The sequence below is a fragment of the Novosphingobium sp. genome, from assembly GCF_039595395.1.
GTDB lineage: Bacteria > Pseudomonadota > Alphaproteobacteria > Sphingomonadales > Sphingomonadaceae > Novosphingobium.
This window is the reverse complement of the sequence record NZ_JBCNLP010000001.1, coordinates 1,908,445-1,926,084: the sequence shown is the minus strand read 5'-3', so window position 1 is coordinate 1,926,084 and position 17,640 is coordinate 1,908,445. Positions and strand designations below refer to the sequence as shown.

General features: G+C 64.5%; 19 protein-coding genes. 12 read left to right on the top strand and 7 right to left on the bottom strand.

Annotated elements, in window-relative coordinates; all coding sequences use genetic code 11:
- Positions 1-37 precede the first annotated feature (37 nt).
- From ABDW49_RS09075 to ABDW49_RS09060, 4 genes are all read left to right on the top strand, one after another.
- Positions 38-1,381, top strand: coding sequence for a porin (locus ABDW49_RS09075; RefSeq protein ID WP_343611331.1), 1,344 nt, complete (start codon positions 38-40; stop codon positions 1,379-1,381).
- Positions 1,382-1,422: 41 nt separating this feature from the next.
- Positions 1,423-3,096 (top strand): long-chain fatty acid--CoA ligase, encoded by a 1,674-nt coding sequence (locus ABDW49_RS09070; protein ID WP_343611329.1) that lies wholly within the window; start codon positions 1,423-1,425, stop codon positions 3,094-3,096.
- Positions 3,097-3,158: 62 nt separating this feature from the next.
- Positions 3,159-3,596: a MerR family DNA-binding transcriptional regulator gene (locus ABDW49_RS09065; RefSeq protein WP_343611327.1), complete on the top strand. Its 438-nt coding sequence runs from the start codon at positions 3,159-3,161 to the stop codon at positions 3,594-3,596.
- 98 nt (positions 3,597-3,694) lie between these two features.
- Entirely contained in the window at positions 3,695-4,249 is a 555-nt protein-coding gene (locus ABDW49_RS09060; RefSeq protein ID WP_343611325.1) for a DNA-3-methyladenine glycosylase, read from the top strand.
- Here the strand turns inward: ABDW49_RS09060 and ABDW49_RS09055 are convergent.
- Together ABDW49_RS09055 and ABDW49_RS09050 are read right to left on the bottom strand one after the other, a co-directional pair.
- The gene (locus tag ABDW49_RS09055) at positions 4,238-4,621 is read right to left on the bottom strand and encodes a glyoxalase superfamily protein (protein WP_343611323.1); all 384 of its coding nucleotides are present in this window, start codon (positions 4,619-4,621) and stop codon (positions 4,238-4,240) included. The two genes, ABDW49_RS09060 and ABDW49_RS09055, sit on opposite strands and share 12 nt — an antisense overlap.
- Positions 4,622-4,635: 14 nt before the next feature.
- Positions 4,636-5,376 carry a glutaredoxin gene (locus ABDW49_RS09050; RefSeq protein ID WP_343611321.1) on the bottom strand — a complete coding sequence of 247 codons (741 nt, stop codon included), beginning with the start codon at positions 5,374-5,376 and terminating at the stop codon, positions 4,636-4,638.
- A 67-nt stretch (positions 5,377-5,443) separates the two neighbouring features.
- Here ABDW49_RS09050 and ABDW49_RS09045 point away from each other — a divergent pair, with 67 nt between their 5' ends.
- A complete protein-coding gene (locus ABDW49_RS09045; RefSeq protein ID WP_343611320.1) occupies positions 5,444-5,887 on the top strand; it encodes a MerR family DNA-binding protein in 444 nt (147 codons plus the stop codon).
- A 25-nt stretch (positions 5,888-5,912) separates the two neighbouring features.
- Complete coding sequence (locus ABDW49_RS09040) at positions 5,913-6,695, top strand: hypothetical protein (RefSeq protein WP_343611318.1); 783 nt, start codon at positions 5,913-5,915, stop codon at positions 6,693-6,695.
- A gap of 34 nt (positions 6,696-6,729) precedes the next feature.
- On the opposite strand, the gene ABDW49_RS09035 is transcribed toward ABDW49_RS09040, so the two are convergent.
- A complete protein-coding gene (locus ABDW49_RS09035) occupies positions 6,730-8,166 on the bottom strand; it encodes a diguanylate cyclase (protein WP_343611316.1) in 1,437 nt (478 codons plus the stop codon).
- Positions 8,167-8,344: 178 nt separating this feature from the next.
- Between ABDW49_RS09035 and ABDW49_RS09030 the strand changes: the two genes are divergently transcribed.
- Complete coding sequence (locus ABDW49_RS09030; RefSeq protein WP_343611314.1) at positions 8,345-9,682, top strand: anti-phage deoxyguanosine triphosphatase; 1,338 nt, start codon at positions 8,345-8,347, stop codon at positions 9,680-9,682.
- A gap of 4 nt (positions 9,683-9,686) precedes the next feature.
- On the opposite strand, the gene ABDW49_RS09025 is transcribed toward ABDW49_RS09030, so the two are convergent.
- From ABDW49_RS09025 to ABDW49_RS09015, 3 genes are all read right to left on the bottom strand, one after another.
- Positions 9,687-10,367 carry a LamG domain-containing protein gene (locus ABDW49_RS09025; protein ID WP_343611313.1) on the bottom strand — a complete coding sequence of 227 codons (681 nt, stop codon included), beginning with the start codon at positions 10,365-10,367 and terminating at the stop codon, positions 9,687-9,689.
- A gap of 77 nt (positions 10,368-10,444) precedes the next feature.
- Positions 10,445-12,361, bottom strand: coding sequence for an acyltransferase family protein (locus ABDW49_RS09020; RefSeq protein WP_343611311.1), 1,917 nt, complete (start codon positions 12,359-12,361; stop codon positions 10,445-10,447).
- A gap of 88 nt (positions 12,362-12,449) precedes the next feature.
- On the bottom strand, positions 12,450-13,052 hold the full coding sequence (locus ABDW49_RS09015) for a hypothetical protein (RefSeq protein WP_343611309.1): 603 nt from the start codon (positions 13,050-13,052) through the stop codon (positions 12,450-12,452).
- A gap of 189 nt (positions 13,053-13,241) precedes the next feature.
- Between ABDW49_RS09015 and ABDW49_RS09010 the strand changes: the two genes are divergently transcribed.
- A complete protein-coding gene (locus ABDW49_RS09010) occupies positions 13,242-14,153 on the top strand; it encodes a hypothetical protein (RefSeq protein WP_343611308.1) in 912 nt (303 codons plus the stop codon).
- A 165-nt stretch (positions 14,154-14,318) separates the two neighbouring features.
- On the opposite strand, the gene ABDW49_RS09005 is transcribed toward ABDW49_RS09010, so the two are convergent.
- The gene (locus ABDW49_RS09005) at positions 14,319-14,600 is read right to left on the bottom strand and encodes a hypothetical protein (protein ID WP_343611307.1); all 282 of its coding nucleotides are present in this window, start codon (positions 14,598-14,600) and stop codon (positions 14,319-14,321) included.
- Between the two features lie 205 nt (positions 14,601-14,805).
- Between ABDW49_RS09005 and ABDW49_RS09000 the strand changes: the two genes are divergently transcribed.
- From ABDW49_RS09000 to ABDW49_RS08985, 4 genes are all read left to right on the top strand, one after another.
- Positions 14,806-15,813, top strand: a complete 1,008-nt coding sequence (locus ABDW49_RS09000; RefSeq protein ID WP_343611306.1) for a hypothetical protein — start codon at positions 14,806-14,808, stop codon at positions 15,811-15,813.
- Positions 15,813-16,145 (top strand): hypothetical protein, encoded by a 333-nt coding sequence (locus ABDW49_RS08995; protein WP_343611304.1) that lies wholly within the window; start codon positions 15,813-15,815, stop codon positions 16,143-16,145. Before ABDW49_RS09000 ends, ABDW49_RS08995 begins: the two co-directional genes overlap by 1 nt.
- Positions 16,146-16,173: 28 nt before the next feature.
- Complete coding sequence (locus ABDW49_RS08990) at positions 16,174-17,187, top strand: lysozyme inhibitor LprI family protein (RefSeq protein ID WP_343611302.1); 1,014 nt, start codon at positions 16,174-16,176, stop codon at positions 17,185-17,187.
- Between the two features lie 75 nt (positions 17,188-17,262).
- Positions 17,263-17,604, top strand: a complete 342-nt coding sequence (locus ABDW49_RS08985) for a hypothetical protein (protein ID WP_343611301.1) — start codon at positions 17,263-17,265, stop codon at positions 17,602-17,604.
- Positions 17,605-17,640 lie beyond the last annotated feature (36 nt).

Genomic DNA, 17,640 nt, shown 5'->3' with positions numbered 1-17,640 from the left:
CCGGTCAACCGGGCCACCAACAAGTGGGAGAAGACTGATGAAAGCATTTGCCACCCGCTGGCAGGCGCCGGCCTATGGTAAACGCATGCTTTGGCTGGCCGGCGGCCTCCCCGGAGCCATAATCGCCGGAACCATGCTGAGCGCCGCACCGGCCATGGCCGGCGGCTTCTATCTTCAGGACCAGTCGACCAAGGCCTCTGGCCGTGCCTTTTCGGGCGAAGTGGCCGACCAGGGTGCCGAAAGCCTGTGGTGGAACCCCGCCTCGATCGGCGGGCTGGAAGGAGGCAGCGCGGCGATCAGCGTCACCGCCATTCTGCCGCGCGCGGACGTGTCCAATGTGAACACGCTGATCGTGCGGCCGGGGCAGGCTCCGGCGCCGGTGGGCGGCGACCAGACCACGCATAACCCGATCAACAATGGCGTGCTGCCTTCGGGCTCGATCGCCCATGGCATCGGCTCGCATCTCTCGCTGGGTCTGGCGATCACCGCGCCCTACAACTTCACCACGGAATATTCCCCGACGAGCTGGGCGCGCTATACGGCGATGACCACGCGCCTGCGCACCATCGACATCCAGCCCTCGATCGCGGCCGAGCTGGCGCCCGGCTTCAGTGTCGGCGCGGCGGTCAATGTCGAACGGGCCACCGCCTATCTCAGCAATGCCCTGCCCAATCTCTCGCCGCTGCTGCCCGATGGCAGTCAGGCGCTGAAGGGCAGCGGCTGGGATGTCGGCTTCTCGCTGGGCGCGCAGTTCCACCGCGGGCCGATCAGCCTTGGCGCCAGCTACAAGTCGGCGATCACCCATACGCTCAACGGTTCCGTGACGGTGGCCGGGCTGCTGGGCCCGCTGGCCGGGCAGAACACCACGCTCAACACCAGCGCCCAGTTCACCACGCCGTGGCAGGTCAACATGGGTGCGCGTTACAAGATCACCCCCGGCCTGACGCTGAACGGCAGCGTGACCCGCTATGGCTGGAACAATTTCAAGAACATCTATCTGGGCGCGCCGCTCAACACCGCCATGCCCGAGAACTATCGCAACACCTGGAGCTATGCCGCCGGTTTCGATGCCGACCTCTCCCCCACATGGACGATCCGTGGCGGCGTGCAGCGCGACCTGACCCCCGTGCGCGGTGACCAGCGCGACGCCCGCGTGCCTGACAGCAACCGCTGGAACTTCGCGGCGGGTGCCACGCATAATTTCGGCAAGAGCTTCAAGATCGACGCCGCCTTCAACTATCTCACGCTGGACAATGGCGCGGTCAACCGCACCACCGCCGCCTATGCGGGCACCGTGGTGCAGACGCCCATCCTGGTGAACGGCGCGGTGACCTCGCCGCATGTGTTCATCCTCTCGCTGGGTGGCCGGGTGAGCTTCTGACGCAACGACACGACACAGATTAAGCAAGGCGATCCCCTTTCATGGCCACCAAACCACGCCCCGTCATCGAGCCGATCCCGCACAATTGGGAGTTCGAGCCACGGCTGGTCACCGACTTTCTCGACCATGCCGTGCTCGAACATGCCGAGCGCCCCGCCGTCGATTTCCTGGGCCGCACCTGGGCCTATAAGGACATCGGCATATTGGTGGAGCGCACGGCACGCGGCCTGCAGGATCTGGGGCTGGCGAAAGGGGATCGCTTTGCGCTGTGTCTGCCCAACACGCCCTATTTCATCGTGCTGTATTTTGCCGCGCTGAAACTGGGCGCGGTGGTGGTCAACATGAACCCGCTCTACACCGAGCGGGAGATGGAGCACATTCTGCGCGATTCCGGCGCGCGCATGGTTGCCGTGCCGGATATCGCCGCGATCCATGCCAAGGTCCGCAATGTGGCGCAGGCCGTGGGGATCGAGAAGATCGTCATGTGCCCGATGGCCGCGATCCTGCCCGCGATGAAGTCGCTGGGCTGGCGCGTGCTGAAAATCCGCGAGCATGCCCATTTCACCGAAGATGGCCTGCATGTCGCCTACAACCGCCTGGTCGAGCGGCGCGAGCCCCATGATCCCGTGGAGGTTCTGCCCGAGGATCTGGCGGTGCTGCAATACACTGGCGGCACCACCGGCACGCCCAAGGGGGCGATGCTGACCCATGGCAACCTGACCGCCAATGCCCTGCAGCAGCGGGCGCATATCGGCCAGGGGCTGAAGGGCCCGCAGCGCACGCTGGCGGTGCTGCCGATGTTCCATGTCTTTGCCTTAACGGCGGTGCTTAACTTCTCGGTAGAGATCGCCGCCGAGCTGGTGCTGCTGCCGCGTTTCGAGATGGGCCAGTTCCTGGAAACCATCAAGCGCAAGCCGCCATCGCTGTTCTTCGGCGTGCCCACGCTGTTTATCGCCCTGAACGCCCTGCCGGAAGAGCAACGGCCCGATTTCTCGGGTCTGCGCGCCTGCATTTCAGGGGGCGCGCCGCTGCCTCTGGATGTGCGCCAGACCTTCGAGGAGCTGATGGGCGCGCGGGTCTGCGAAGGCTATGGGCTGACCGAGGCCTCGCCGATCGTCGCCTGCAATATGGTGGACGGGGTCATCAAGGAGAACAGTTGCGGGCGGCGGTTCCCCGGCACGCTGATCGAGATCCGCGATATGGACGATCCCACCCGCGTGCTGCCGGTGGGCGAAAAGGGCGAGATCTGCGTGCGCGGCCCTCAGGTGATGGCCGGTTACTGGAACAAGCCGGAGGAGACGGCCAATGTCTTCGTCGATGGCGCGCTGCGCACCGGCGACATCGGCTATATCGACGAGGACGGCTATATCTTCCTGATCGACCGCATGAAGGACATGATCCTGTGCGGCGGCTACAACGTCTATCCCCGCGTGATCGAGGAGGCGGCCTATCAGCACCCCGCCATCGAGGAGGCCATCGCCATCGGCGTGCCCGATCCCTATCGCGGCCAGGCACCCAAGCTTTTCGTGAAACTGCGCGAGGGGCATGAGGCCACGCCGCCCGAAATCCGCGCCTTTCTCGAAGGCTGGCTCAACCGTATCGAGCTGCCGCGCGAGGTGGAAGTGCGCGAAAGCCTGCCCAAGACAATGGTCGGCAAATTATCGAAGAAGGAACTTGTGGAGGAAGAGCGTCTGAAGCGGGAAAAACCCGGCTAAACTGCTCATTGACGCTTAGGTTAACCATCATTACGGCATCGATCAGGCATGGAAGGGACGCCATGGACGAGATTGCCCAACAATCAGGCGCTTCGCCGCCCCCCCGCAGCACCGCTGACGCCAAACAGGCGCCGTCCTTGCGCGGCATTCAGGATGTGGCGACACATCTGGGCGTAACCCACCGCACCTTGCGTTTCTATGAGGACAAGGGGCTGATCGAACCGCAGCGCGTCGGCAACACCCGTATCTATGCCAAGCGGGATGTGGCGCGCATGCAGCTGATCCTGCGCGGCAAAAGGCTGGGCTTTTCGATCAAGGAGATCAAGGATTTCCTCGATCTCTATGATGCCGACCCCCAGCATGTCGAACAGAACCAGATGCTGCTGGGCCAGGTCCGCAAGCGCATCGCCCAGTTGGAGCATCAGCGCGAGGCCATCGACAAGACGCTGGTCGAACTGCGCGCCATCGAGGCCGAGAGCAACGCCTACGATGGGCAATAAAGCGTTTCCAGGCCGGGTGGCATCAGCCGGCGGCTCGGAAAACGCTGCCAAGCTTTCCCGCATGGAACCGGCGCGATGCGCGCGGCCTTTCCATGGCGATGGCTGAGCTTCCTCCCAACTTCTTCGACCGCGATTCCGTGTCTGTCGGGCGTGACCTGATCGGGGTCACGCTGCTGGTCGATGGCGTGGGCGGACCGATCGTCGAGACCGAGGCCTATGACCCGCTCGACCCGGCCAGCCACGCCTTTCGCGGCCCCACGCCGCGCACCGCCAGCCTGTTCGGGCCGCCGGGCCACACCTATATCTATCGCAGTCACGGGCTTCACTGGTGCCTCAACATGGGCTGCGGCAAGGGGCGCGGCGTGCTGATCCGCGCGCTGGAACCCATGTTCGGCATCGAGGCCATGATCGCGCGGCGCGGCATCGCGGACAAGCGCGGCCTCTGCTCGGGCCCCGGCAAGCTGACGCAGGCGCTGGGGGTGGATCATGGGCTCTACGGCCAGCCGCTCAGCCAGCCGCCGTTTCACCTGATCCCCGGCGAACCGGTGGAGGTGGTCGAAGGCCCGCGCATCGGCATCAGCAAGGCGGTGGACACGCCATGGCGCTTCTGCCTCAAAGGCTCGCCATGGCTGAGCAAGCCTTCACCGGCCTGAGGTCTTCTCGCAGAAACGGATACGGTTGCCGAAGGGGTCATGCACCTCGATCTGGTCGCCCCACGGCAGGGCCTCGACGCCGGGGCGGCCATAGCCATAGCGTTTCGCGGTCAGCTCGGCATGATAGTCATGCAGCCCACGCATCCAGACAAAGACCGTCGATCCCGGACAGGCATCGCCGTGATGCTCGGAAAGATGCAGGTCCAGCCCCGCCCGCTCCACCGCCATGTAAAGCGGCAGGTCGGGTTCGAAACGATGCTCCATCGTCACGGTGAAGCCCAGGAAATCGAGGTAGAACTCCCGTGCCTTGGCCACGTCGAAGATACGCAGGATGGGGATCGTGCGTTCAAAAGCGATCGTGGCATCAGGCATGAGATCGGCCTCCCTCAGCGCAGCACCATCCACAGCGCCATCGCCACCATCATCACATTTTCGGTCAGCGAGAGAAAGCCCAGCGGCACGGTGCTCGATCCGCCGACACAGGCGCATTTGAGCTCCCGCTTGTCGATATAGACCGCCTTGAACACCGACACCGCGCCGATCCCGCCGATGAACAGGGCGATCGGCACCGAAAGCCATGTCAGCACCCCGCCCACCATCAGCACGCCTGCCAGCGCTTCGGCAAAGGGGTAGATGCGGCCATAGGGCACCCATTGCTTCGCCAGCAGATCGTAATTGAGGAACATCGTCGAAAAACGCTCGATATCCTGCAGTTTCAGCAGCGCCAGAACGCACATCGAAAAGCCGATAAACCATTGTGCCGCCTGCATTGTGAAAGGCGTGCCCGCCACCGCCTGACTGGTGCTTAGCGCCATCAGCGCGGTGATCGCAAACAGCGCCGCGACGGGGCGATAGCTGGTCGCCTTGGGATCGGCCACCGCAAGGCCCAGATGGCGGCGCAGATCGTCATGCCCGCCGATGCGCTGGTCGTCGATGAAGATCTGAGGCGTGGTCTTCACATCATGCGCGGCCTTGAAGGCGTCGGTTGCTTCGCGCGTGGTCAGCCATTTGTCCTCCACCACATAGCCTCGGCTGCGCAGCAGATGGCGCGCCTTCAGGCCGAAGGGGCAGGTGTGGCCGGGCATCACCATGCGATAGAGCGTGGCGGTTGGGGCGGATGGGGACATGGCAAGCATCTTTCCTGTTGGACAGGCCTGCTCTATACGCTCCGTACCATAGTACGGAGTCAAGCGCATGAGTGACATGACGATCTCGACACTGGCCCGCGCGGGCGGCGTGGGGGTGGAAACCATCCGTTTCTACCAACGCCGGGGCCTGCTCGACGTGCCGGCGCAGAGCCAGATGCATGGCCATGGCGGCAGCATCCGCCGCTATGGCCAGGGCGATCTGCGGCGGCTGCGCTTTATTCGCTCGGCGGCGACGGCGGGGTTTACGCTAGACGAAATCGGCGAGTTGATCGCGCTGGACAGCACGCTGGACCGCCCAAGGGCCCGCGCCATGGCCCAGACCCGCATCGCCGCGCTGGAGCGCAACATCGCGGAACTGACAGCGGCGCGCGATGCGCTTTCCCGTCTGGCGCGGGATTGCGCGCATGGGCAGGAAGGCCCCTGCCCGATCATCGAAGCCTTCGAGACCACCGCCTGCCACACGGCGCTTGGTCAGCACGCAGAGCTTTGATATCGAAGCACTTCAACAGGAGCGGATGAAGACCATGATGGCAAGGCTGTGGCGTTCGACATGGGTGCTGGCCGCATTCTGCGCGGCAGGCACGGCCATGGCCAAGCCGGGCGAGCTTGCCTCGATCAACTGGCCCAATTCGGCATGGCGTCTGACCGCCACGCAAGGCCCCGAGGTGCCCGACCCGGTGATGGACGAAGGCACCGTCCCCGGCGCGATCCGCCTGTGCCTCAGCAAGGATGGCGGGCGCAGTTGCTCCCCCGCCCTGCCCAATCTGCTCGCCCTGTCGCATGGGCCCGGCGATACCTATTCGGACGCCCATTATCTCAATGACGCCCGCATCGTCTATCCGCGTGAGGGCAGCCCGCTGCTGCTGGTCGGCGTCTCCAGCATTCATGCCGTCAACAACGACCAGCGCGTGGGCTTTGCCGCCCTCACCTATGACAAGGCGAAGGACGGTTTCACCCTTGCCTATCGCGCGCAGACCGGGCGGAACAACAATCAGGAAATCCGCTATATGGAAAGCGGCCCGCTGCGCGGCGCGATCATCTGGGCCGAGCCGACCAGCGATGCGCCTTTCGGCTTCTGGATCACGGTCAGCAAGCCGGGCGCGAACGGCATCTATACGCAGGCCCTGCGCTATCGCAGCGCGACCCGCTATGGCGACGGCAATCCGCTGGCGGCGATCGATTCCGACATGCCCAACATCCTGCAGCGGCTGGGCCTGTGGCATCCGGGCATGAAGCTGCCCGTGCCCAACGCCAAATGCACCACCCCCCATCTGAAGGCGGGGGCCCTGTGGTGCTGATATGTGGTGCTGATATCCGCAGAGAGCCCCGCCATCACTGCCGCGGGGCCATCTCCACGATATCCTCGAAGCTGCGCACTCTGTGATGGGCGATCACTTCATCATCTTCGCCAAGATCGTCCCTGATCTTCTTGATTTCATACATGATCCTGTCGGCAGCATTGATCACCTCCTCGACCGAGGCCTTCGTCCCCGGCATCAACACCACCGCCCCTGAACTCACCCCCACCCGCCAGTCGGTATGGGCGATGCGCAAGGCAATCGCATCGTTGAGGCGGCGCAGAATGCCATCGACATCCTCCATCCCCGCGCCGGGCAGCAGCAGCACGAACTCATCGCCCGCAATGCGATAGAGCGTATCCCCGCCACGGATCGCGCCCTGAATGCCGCGCGCCACCTCGACCAGACAGGCATCGCCCACCGCATGGCCCAGCCGGTCATTGACCTGCTTGAAGTGATCGAGATCGAGATAGGCCACCGCCAGACTGCGCGGCGCCTCGGGCAGCCCGCCCATCTCGGTCGCCAGCCGCTGAAGCATGGCGCGGCGGTTGGGCAGGCCGGTCAGCGCGTCGCGCAGGGCCAGGTTTTCGGCCTCCTTGCGCTGGGAGATATCCTCCACCACGGCGAGGAAAAAGTCGGGCGTGCCATCCTCCAGCGTCACCATCGAAACGGTCAGATAGGTCCAGACCGCACCGCCATCGGGCAGCAGATAGCGCTTTTCGAGCTGATAGTGGTCGATCTCTCCGGCCGTCAACGCGGCAAGCTGCTCCAGATCGAGCGCCAGATCGTCGGGATGGGTGATGTCCTGAAAGGTAAGCTGGCACAGCTCATCGGCGCTGCGCCCGGTCACCACGCAGAACCGCTTGTTCACCCGCAGAAAGCGGCCATCCGGGCCGACATGCACCATGCCGACCGCCGCCTGTTCGAAGGTTGCCTCGAAACGGCGGGCCATGCTCCTGTGGTTTTGCGCGGTCTCGATCTGGACGGCGCTGGCGATGCCGCAGGCGATGGGGGCGACCAGCAGCCCGGCCACCATCATATCGTCCTGACCGAAGGCCTCGGGCTGGCTGGAAAACACCTTGAGCACGCCGACATGCTCGCCCTGAAACGGGATCGGCACCACCACCATCGAGCGGACATGCGTGGCCCGGCAGGCCTCGCGGTTGACGCGGTTGTCGCTCTCGCTGTCATGGCAGAGCAGTGCCTCGCCGCTCAGCAGGCAGGTGCCCGACAGGCTGCCCGCCAGCTTCATGCGCAACCCGATCCGGTCGCGCAGCATGGCGCCGCTGGCCGCGCGATAGACGATCTCCTCGCCGTCGCGCATCTCGATGACGGCGCCGCTGGCTTGCGGCATCGCCACGAAGACCGCTGTCACCACCGCTTCAAACACCGCCTCGATCTGGCCTGCCGCCGCGATGATCGCGCCATGGGCATCGAGCAGGCGATGGAACTGATCCTGCCAGTCCTTCACGTCTTGCCTCCCATCCCTCCATGCGCGGCAATGCACCCAAGTGGTTAAAACCAGTCGAGAGACTATGATTAACGGGCCTGTGGGCTGCGCGCGTCGAAGCTCTCGGGGGGCCTTGCCAGCGCGGCGGCAATATCCCACAGCATCCGTGATCAGCGAGCAGAAGGATGATGCGGGATCGATGTGGCTGGAACGCAGAACCCCCGAAACCCCCAAGAGCTTCGACGCGCGCAGCCCCGGCGATGTCGATTACGGACGGGTGGTGCATTCGGCCTCGTTCCGGCGGCTGCAGGGCAAGACGCAGATCCTCAATCTGGGCGACAGCGATTTCTACCGCACCCGCCTCACCCATTCGCTGGAGGTGGCCCAGATCGCGGGCGGCCTGATCAAGCAGTTGCGCCACAATGAGCCCACCCATCCCGCGCTGGAGCATCTGCCCGATCACGCGCTGATCCAGGCAATTGCCTGCACGCATGATCTGGGCCATCCGCCCTTCGGCCATGGCGGCGAGGTGGCACTCAACTATTGCATGCGCGACAATGGCGGTTTCGAGGGCAATGGGCAGACCTTGCGCATCCTCTCAAGGCTGGAGAAGTTCTCGGCCAGGCATGGCTCCAATCTGACCCGCGAGACCTTGCTGGGCGTGCTGAAATATCCGGTGGCCTATGCGCAGGTCGCCAATCCCGCGCTGCGCCCGGCGATGCTGGACGGCACCAGCGGGACGCCTCTGCTTGATCGCCATGCCTCGGTGCCGCCCAAATGCTATCTCGACGGCGAGAGCGACGTCGTGGACTGGGTGCTGGCGCCGCTGGATGACAGCGACCGCGAGCGCTTCATCAGCTTCGACATGCGCGAGGGCAAGCATGGGCGGGCGCGGCACAAGTCGCTGGCCTGCTCGATCATGGATCTGGCCGACGATATCAGCTTTGGCATCCACGATATGGAGGATGCGCTGGCGCTGAAGCTGGTGGATGCCGCCCAGTTCCACCGCCATCTGCCCGCCGAGCGCTGCAAGGGCCTGCTCGATTATCTCGCCCAGCAGTATCCCGGCGAATATGGCAATGATGTGCATGGCGAACTGGCCAAAAGGCTGTTTGCCGATGGCGGCAAGCGCAAGCACCAGATCAACCGCATCCTCAATTTCGTGATTCCGCAGGTATGTTTCGCGCAGGATGAAGCTTTCCACGAACCGCGCCTGCGCTATCGCGCCAGCCTGCCGGGGCCCGTCGCGGATTTCCTGAAAGCGGTGACCGATTTCGTCTATCAAACGGTGATCCGCAGCCCCAGCGTCCAGCATCTGGAGTTCAAGGGCCAGCAGATGGTCATCGCCGTCTTCGAGGTGATGAAGTCGGAGCCCAGCGCCTTCCTGCCCATCGACATTCAGGCGAAGCTGGATCGCGCCCCGGACCCGCTGCGCATCATCTGCGACTATGTCTCGGGCATGACCGACGCCCATCTGCTGCGCACCTATGAGCGGCTGTTCGCCCCGCGCATGGGATCGGTCTTCGACAAGTTATAGCGCCTTACATCGCCGCATAGGGCGAAAACCGCGCCATGCGGATTGCCCCGTGGAAATGGTCCACGCCGTTGAGCCGCGCCCCCACCGAGCACCGCCCCGGCCCCTGAGGCGCGAAAGGCAAAGGCGTTTCCATCTGCAGCTCGCCATTGACGAAGCTGCGGTAATGCTGCCCGTCGAAGCTCTGGGCGACATGATACCACTGCCCCAGCGGATAGCGGCGGCCCGGCACGATCAGCGTCTGCTTGTAGCCCGGCCCTGTGGCAAAGGCGTCAAGATACCATTGCCCATCGGCCACCCGCAGCTCGAAGAGCATGCGCGTGGTGCTGGCGCCGGGCGCCGCGGCAGGGTCGAGAATGCTTTCCAGATGGAACCAGCGCTGGGCAAAGGCGCCACCATCGGGGCGGAACTGGGCCTCGAAGGTAAAGGTTTTGGCGCCCGCCAGCGGATGGTTATCGATCAGCAGCGCATCATGCGCGCCGTCGAAGACGATGGCCGGGCCCCATGGGCTGGTGGTCAGGCCGGGTTGCCCCAGCACCTTCACCGCATGGCCGCCGATCCTGTCGAGATTGTCGAAGTGCCATTCAGTGGGGGCTTGGGCGGCGCTGACTTTGGCAGCAAGCGCGGCTTTGGGCATCAGCCCCATGGCGGCACCACCCAGCATCACCCCGCGACGGTTCAACAGCACATCCTCTCTCCCTGACGCCCTGTCCGGCGTCCGGGTGTACCATTCACCGATTGTCTTACGATGGCAAGCCGTCGGCGTTACCGCTTTTGCATCGCCAGAATGGCCGCCACCAGATCGCGCGCGCCGCCCGGCGTCAGATGCGAATGGTCGAAATGGATCGGTGCCCCGTCGCTCGCCAGCATGCGGCAGCGGCCATCCGGGCATTCCAGCGCTGTGGCCGACACGAAGGTCACGCCCTTGCCTTGCATCGCCTGCGTCATCTCGCGATCGAGCGCGATGCGGTCCATCAGGCGATGCGAGGCCAGCGGGTCGGCGCCGCCCCGGTCGGCCTTCTCCCAGGCATGGCCCAGCAGCGAGGGCATATCGGCATCATACTCCACCATCGGGCCGACCACCGTCACGCGGGCACCATCGGCCTGAAGTGTGCGGATCGTGGCCAGCAGGTTCGGAATCTCGTTGGGAGCCCACCGCCCGGCGAGAATGACCTCATCCACGCGGTGCGCCGCCACCAGAGCAAAGCCGCGCGCATGGATGCGGCGACAGCGCGGCAGCCCCGGCCCCTCGATCAGCGGACGACATCCCGCCGCCGTCACCTGCAGGAGTTGGGCAGGCGCGGGGCCTTTCGCCAAAGCCTCACGCAGGGCCTGCGAGAGCTGGGCGGCATGGCTATCGCCCACCAGCATCACATGGCGCTGTCCGGGCTGCGGCGTGACACAGGCCAGATGATCGGCCCGGTCATCGGGCGAGCCATCGGTGGGCAGGATAAAGCAGTGTCCGGTGCTGAACTGGCGCTCGCCCGCGGGGGTCTTGTCCCAGTCCAGATAGCTCACGATGCGGCGGACATCAGGCGCGATGGGGCGGATATGCTCGGAATTGGCCGCCACCGCCTGCCCCACCAGCGCCATGCCCACCAGACCGACCAGCGCCGCAACATGCGGGCCCCGGCTCTTGCCATGCCGCCAGCGGCGCAGCGCGGGCTTTTCCACCAGCCAATAACTCAGCGCTCCGGCCAGCAGGCACAAGGCGAACAGCGTCAGCTTCGCCGTCCAGCTTGCCCATTCCACGCCCTGGTTCATCTCGTAAAAGGCGATGATCGGGCGATGCCAGAGATAGACCGAATAGGAGATCAGCCCGACCGCACGAAACGGCATCCACGACAGAATGCGCGCCGCCACCGTATCGGGCCCCAGCGCGATCAGCAGCGCCGCCCCCGCCACCGCTGGCACTGCGGTGGGCGACGGGAAGGACCATGTCGCCTTGAGCAGCACGCAGCTTCCGCCAATCGCCGCCAGAGCGGCAAGGCTCAGCACGTCGCGCTTGGCCTTGTCACCCGGCACCTTCACCGCGCCCAGCGCAACCAGAGCGCCTGCCATCAGCTCCCAGATGCGCGAGGGCAGCAGGAAGAAGGCGCCCGTGCTGTCGGCCAGCCCCCACGCCCAGCCGCCCAGCAGCGAGAGCACCGAGGCGCCGATCACCCAGCGCCGCGCCTCACCCATCGGGCGGCGGACCAGCAGCGAGAGCAGCAACGGATAGATCAGGTAGAACTGCTCCTCCACCGCCAGCGACCATGTGTGCACCAGCGGCTTGGCGTCGGAGGCCTGAGCGAAATAATCGGCGGTGAAATAGAAATAGATGTTGGAGGCAAAGGCGCTGGTCGCCGTGACCGACTGGCCCAGATCGCGCAGCCTTACCGGCCACATGGTGAGCAGCGCCACGCCCAGCATCACCACCATCATCACCGCCAGCGCAGGCAGGATGCGCACGATGCGGCGGCGGTAGAAGCCCATCAGGGTGAAGTGCCCCTCGGCCATTTCGCGCCCGATGATCGCGGTGATCAGATAGCCGGAAATGACGAAAAAGACGTCGACCCCGACAAAGCCGCCGCGCAGGCCCGGCAGGCCGCAATGCAGGAACAGAATAGGCAGAATGGCGAGGGCACGCAGGCCGTCGATATCGCCACGATGGGCCAGTGGCGCTGTAACGGCTCGATCCATGGGCTTGGGTTATATCGCTTTGCTGCGTTGCGGCAATCGCTTTTAGGCGTATTCCCTGATCCGCTCATGGCATCCGCGACACGGCAGCTTACGAGCCTTTGTCCGCCCCGCACCCATCCTTGACCCTGGCGTCGATATCCTCGTCGCCGCCATCGACATAGACCAGCACCTGCTCGGCCTGCTCGGTCGCGACATAGGCGGTATAGCCCTGCGCATTGCTGACGCCCTCATAATGCCGGGGCGGCTTCGAGCAGACCACCAGCACATAGCCCATACCCGGCAGCCCATGTTTGCCTTTCGGGTCGGTGAGATGGAAATCCTCGCCATTGGGCCCCGAGCCGAACCTTTCGCGCAGGCGCCAGTTGGCGGGCTTCACCCGGAAGGGCAACGCGATGATCGGTGTGCGCCCCTGCGCATCGGTCACGCCCTGATAGACCTTTTTGGCATCCGCCACGAAAGGCAGGCCATGGCCCCGCATATTCTGGGTGCTGAGCGCAAAGGGCTTGTTCGGTTCAAGCGCATGGCGGGCGTCGCGCAGTTCGAACTGATAGAGATAGCGACCAGAGCCCAATTGCGCCGGGCCGGAGGGCTGAAGATTGACCGGCGCCAGATAGGAGCCCCCGCGATCCGCCGCGCATCCCGCCAGCGCCATACTGGCCGCGGCAAGGCAACCATATGCAAAAACCTTCAACCCATCAGCCTTTCATCTTCCCGATATCGCGATGGCCCTGATAAAGGCCCGATCCTGAACCGCCAGAGCACAAACCGGTTCCTGCCAACACCGAAAACACGCTTTACCTCTTCACAGCGCGTTCCACCCTTGCGGCGCGGCGCCATCACGAATAGCCGATGTTTCAATCGACAGCATCAGGATCACTGCATGAGCATCAAGCGATATTCTGCCGGCATGCTGCTATCGGCCCTGCTGGCGCTCGCCGTGACGGACAGGGCGGAGGCCGCGCCCACGCCCAAGGGTTGCGCCTTTGTGACCGGGCTGCTGGAAAAGGCCGTCACGCCGCAGAGCAAGGTGGAGATGACCGAGGCGGGCTGCCATATCACCGATGTGCAGCTCAAAAAGGGCACCTATCAGTCCTGGATGATCGCGGATCTGAGCGTGGCGGGGCTGGAAGGGTGGGATCGCAAGTCGAAAACCTTCCCCAGCCACATCAAGCTGACGGCCAGGGGCATCCGCTTTTTCCCGCAGATCGGCAATTCGCACACGCGCTATCAGATCGCGCTGACGCAAAAACCCTTCGATGTGCGGCTCGATGCCGGGTTCGATCTGGCCAGCAAACAGATCGTCATCCGCGAACTGGCGCTGGAAAGCCCGTGGATCGGCCATATCGGCTTTGAGGTCGAGGCCAGTTTCGCGCCTGACGAAGCGGGCGGACCCGATCAGCCCTCGCTTCAGGATATGAAAGGCGGCTTGCGGATTTTGCACACGCGGCTCGTTCTGGACAACCGCACCCTGTTCGAGGGCATGCTGATGCCCATGATCATCGCAATGATCCCGCCTGACGATGATCCGGCCGAGGTCATCCCCAAATGGCAGAAAAAGGCCGAAGCGGATCTGCGCAAACTGCCCGACAGTCTGGTGGATGCGGCCAGCCGCGATGCGCTGATCCGCTTTACGCGCGATTTTCCGCATCCCACGGGCCATTTCGACCTCGACATCCGGCTCGCCAGGCCGCTGGGGCTGGGGGAACTCAAGCCCGGCAAGGATGGCAACAATCCGCTGAAAGGGGCGAAGCTGACCGCGGTTTACGAAACGCCCACCGCACCTGCGAAATAGGCCTGCGCCAGCCTGTAATCGCATTTGGCGCAAAGTCTGATCGATTTTTCGCAATTGCAGCAAAAGGCGCCTTCTGCCAGAAGGGCTGTGCCTTTCAGGCATCCTCTCCCAAAACTTTCCAAGGGCCGGTCTTCTGACCGGCCTTTTTTTTCGCGCCTCGGCCTGTCAGGCGGTGATATCGATATACAGCCCCGACCCGTTGTAGAACCGCCGCCCGTCCTGATAACCATCGAGCGAGGCCGAGGGCGAGAAAGCCTCCAGCGCCTTTTCGATCGCCTGCAGCGTGGGCGATGAAGCCGCCTTCAGGGCCGCCGTCACGGTTTGCGCGGCGTTGGCCTGTGTGTCGCTGTCAGGCACGGCCGCACCGCTCTGCTGCTGCAGCCGCGCCGTACCCGAAATGCTGATCGAGAGATGGCTGCCCATCACGACATTGGAAACGTCCATCATGCTCTCCTTCGGGCCGCCCCAGAATGCAGCCCGCGCCCCAGAACGGCGCGGCATCGGATTTTTTGAGATTACCCTCTTTTTTCAGCGACGAAGCGTGCCAAAGTTCAGGGCGAGATGAAGCCCGAGAACAAACGCCCGGCCCGTTGCGCATCATCGCCAGCGATCTATACACAGGATCGACTTCACCGCAGGACGAACAAGCAGCATGATCCTCGCTCTGACACTGGCCCTGGCCGCAGCGCAACCGGCCATGGGGCAGGATGGTCCCAATGACGTCTTCATCGGTACGATCACCATCGAGCAGAACGCCGCCGTCCTCTCCCGCTGCGATCTGGGCAACACGCCCTATGTGCTGCGCGATGCCGCCGGACACCATACGGTGCTCGATCTGGTGCGGGGATACAGGTCCGGCGACCAGCCGATCTATGGCGAGGTGATCGCCAGCTATCAGGAGCAGGATGGCACCAACATCCTGACCGTCGCCAGCATCGAATCCCGCAAGATGGGCAAGGATTGCCATTTGACCCCGCCGCCGGCGCCTGCCGGAGAAGCCAAGGGCGATCAGGCCTTTACCGGCCATTATTACCTTTCTGGCGTGCATGAGGTCGGTTCGGAACTGCTGCTTGGCGCCGATGGGCATTTCGACTGGATGATGGCCTATGGCGCGGCGGACAATGCCGCGAAGGGGCACTGGGCACGGCAAGGCAACCAGATCGTCCTGACCGCTCAGAAGCCCGAGCATGACAAGCCCCTTTTCGCACTCAAGCAGGTCACCGGCTGGACCGACGAAGCCGAAGAGCTGATCCGCGACGAACGCCGCGATGCGCTGGAAAGCAAGGTGCACGCCGCCTGCCCCTTCTTCGCCGAGGATGCCGCCGCCACCGCGACGATGATGCCCGATCCCAACGACCACCCCACGCAAGCGATGCTGGAAGCCCGTGCCGCCAAGGCACTGGCCGACGCTTTGGCCGAGCGCGGCAGGCTGGAGGCCTTGGCCCAAAAGATCATGGCCCTGCCCGATCCTCTCTCTCGCAGAAAGAGGCGGCGCAAAGCGCGCTGTTTGCCTGGATCGCCGCGCATGATGCCGCCGACAATGCCGCCGTGGAGGCCCGCCTGCCCAAGCCCGAGATCGCGGAGCCCAGACTGCCGGCAGCCTGCACCCTGCCCTCGCCGGATGATCCAGCGGCGGCCCCCATCGGCGGCAGGGCGGTGATGATCGGCGATGACGCAGGCTATGGCATCAAGGGCGTGTCGGTGCAGATGGTGCTGGCCAGTGGGCGGCGCGAGGCGCTGCGCACCAATGGCCACGGCTATGCATGGCTGGCCAATGATACGGCCCCCGGCGCGGTCACGACGCTGATCCTGAAGCTGGCAGATCATGAGCAGACAATCGATCTCACGCCCTTCGACAAGGGTGTCATCGCCCTGACGGTAGATGTCGGCCAGTTGGTCCAGCCCGCCTTCGAAACGATGAGCCTGACCATCAAGGGCAAGGATCTGCTGCCCGAAGGTATGGGCACGGGGCGCTACACCCGCACGCCCTGAACACCCGCACAGCATTTCAGGAGTTACCATGCGTTACCGCCTGCTCGCTCTGGCCCTCGCCTGCCTTCCGGCCGCGGCGATGACCCAGATGTCCTCCGGCAATTGGGACGATACGGCAGCCAGCATCAAGGCCGCATGCCACCGCATCGGCCAGCCCCGCCCGCCTGCCGCCGACCGCCCCTCGCCCGCACAGATCAAGGCGCTCAAGGGCTGCGATGCCGAAGCGCTCTACTATGGCGAGGGCATGGCGGTGGATTACGTCAAGGCGCGGCAATGCGCATTTGCCCAAGCCACCGAAGGTCAGAACGTTGTCCCCGTCTTCGGGGGCGAGACCATGCTGATGCAGATCTATGCCAATGGCCATGGGGTGAAGCGCGACCTCGATCTGGCGACCGCCTATGCCTGCCGGATCGACGGCGCGCCCATGGAGAATGAGTTGCGGGTCACCCATCTCCAGTCGCTGAAGGTCAAGCCGGGCAGCTTCGACTATTGCGACGATATCACCAGCGGGCTGGCGCAGGGCGAATGCCAGAGCCGCCGCTCCAACCAGGCGGCGGCCCGGCGCGACAGCCAGTTGCGCGGCATGCTGGCCCTGTTTCCCGCCGCCGCGCGTCCGGCCTATGCGCCGCTGGCCAAGGCCTTCGATGCTTTCGTCGATGCCCATGGCGATGGCGAGGTCGATCTGACCGGCACGGCCCGCGCCGCTCTGGTGATCGAGGAGCAGGACCGCGTGCGCAACCAGTTCCGCAAGGATCTCGACCGGCTGCGCCTTGGGCAATGGCCTGCCGACAGTGACGCCCAGACCGCCGATGCGCAGTTGAATACCGCCTATCGCAAGGCATTGCTCTGGGCGGCGGGCAAGGACAATCTGACCACCACCAAACCCGAGGATATCCGCAAGGCCCAGCGTGCATGGCTGGCCTATCGCGATGCCTGGCTCCGCTTTGCCGCCCTTGCCGCGCCCGGCACGCCGAGGGATGCCGTGCTGGCACGGCTGACACGCCTGCGCACAGCCCAGCTCGACGATCTGTCGCGCATGTGAGCGCCGATGGGTGTGGCCATGGCGACGGCTTGTCTGTAGGGAGCGCAGGAAAATCCCGTCCAGTCAGGCAGACCCATGGCTCGCAAGCATTCCAAATACGATCCCTATGAAGGCATCCAGAGCGAGGATGACGAGGCCGCGCCGCCGCCCGTCCCCTGCTGGCTGTGCGGTCGCCCCACCGGCAAGACCATCGTGTGGCACCACCCCGTCCCCAAGAGCCGGGGCGGGCGCGATGTGGTGCCGATGCACCCCATCTGTCAGCAGACGCTGATCGCCAATTTCACCAATTCGGAATTGCAGCGCGCCGGCATGGATGTCGAGCTGCTGCTGGCGCATCCGCCGATCCGCAAATTCGTGGACTGGGTGGCCAACAAGGACCCCGATTTCACCGCAACCACCGCCAAGAAGCAGCGCTGAACAACTGCCCCCATGGCCACCATGGGGGCAGGCTCA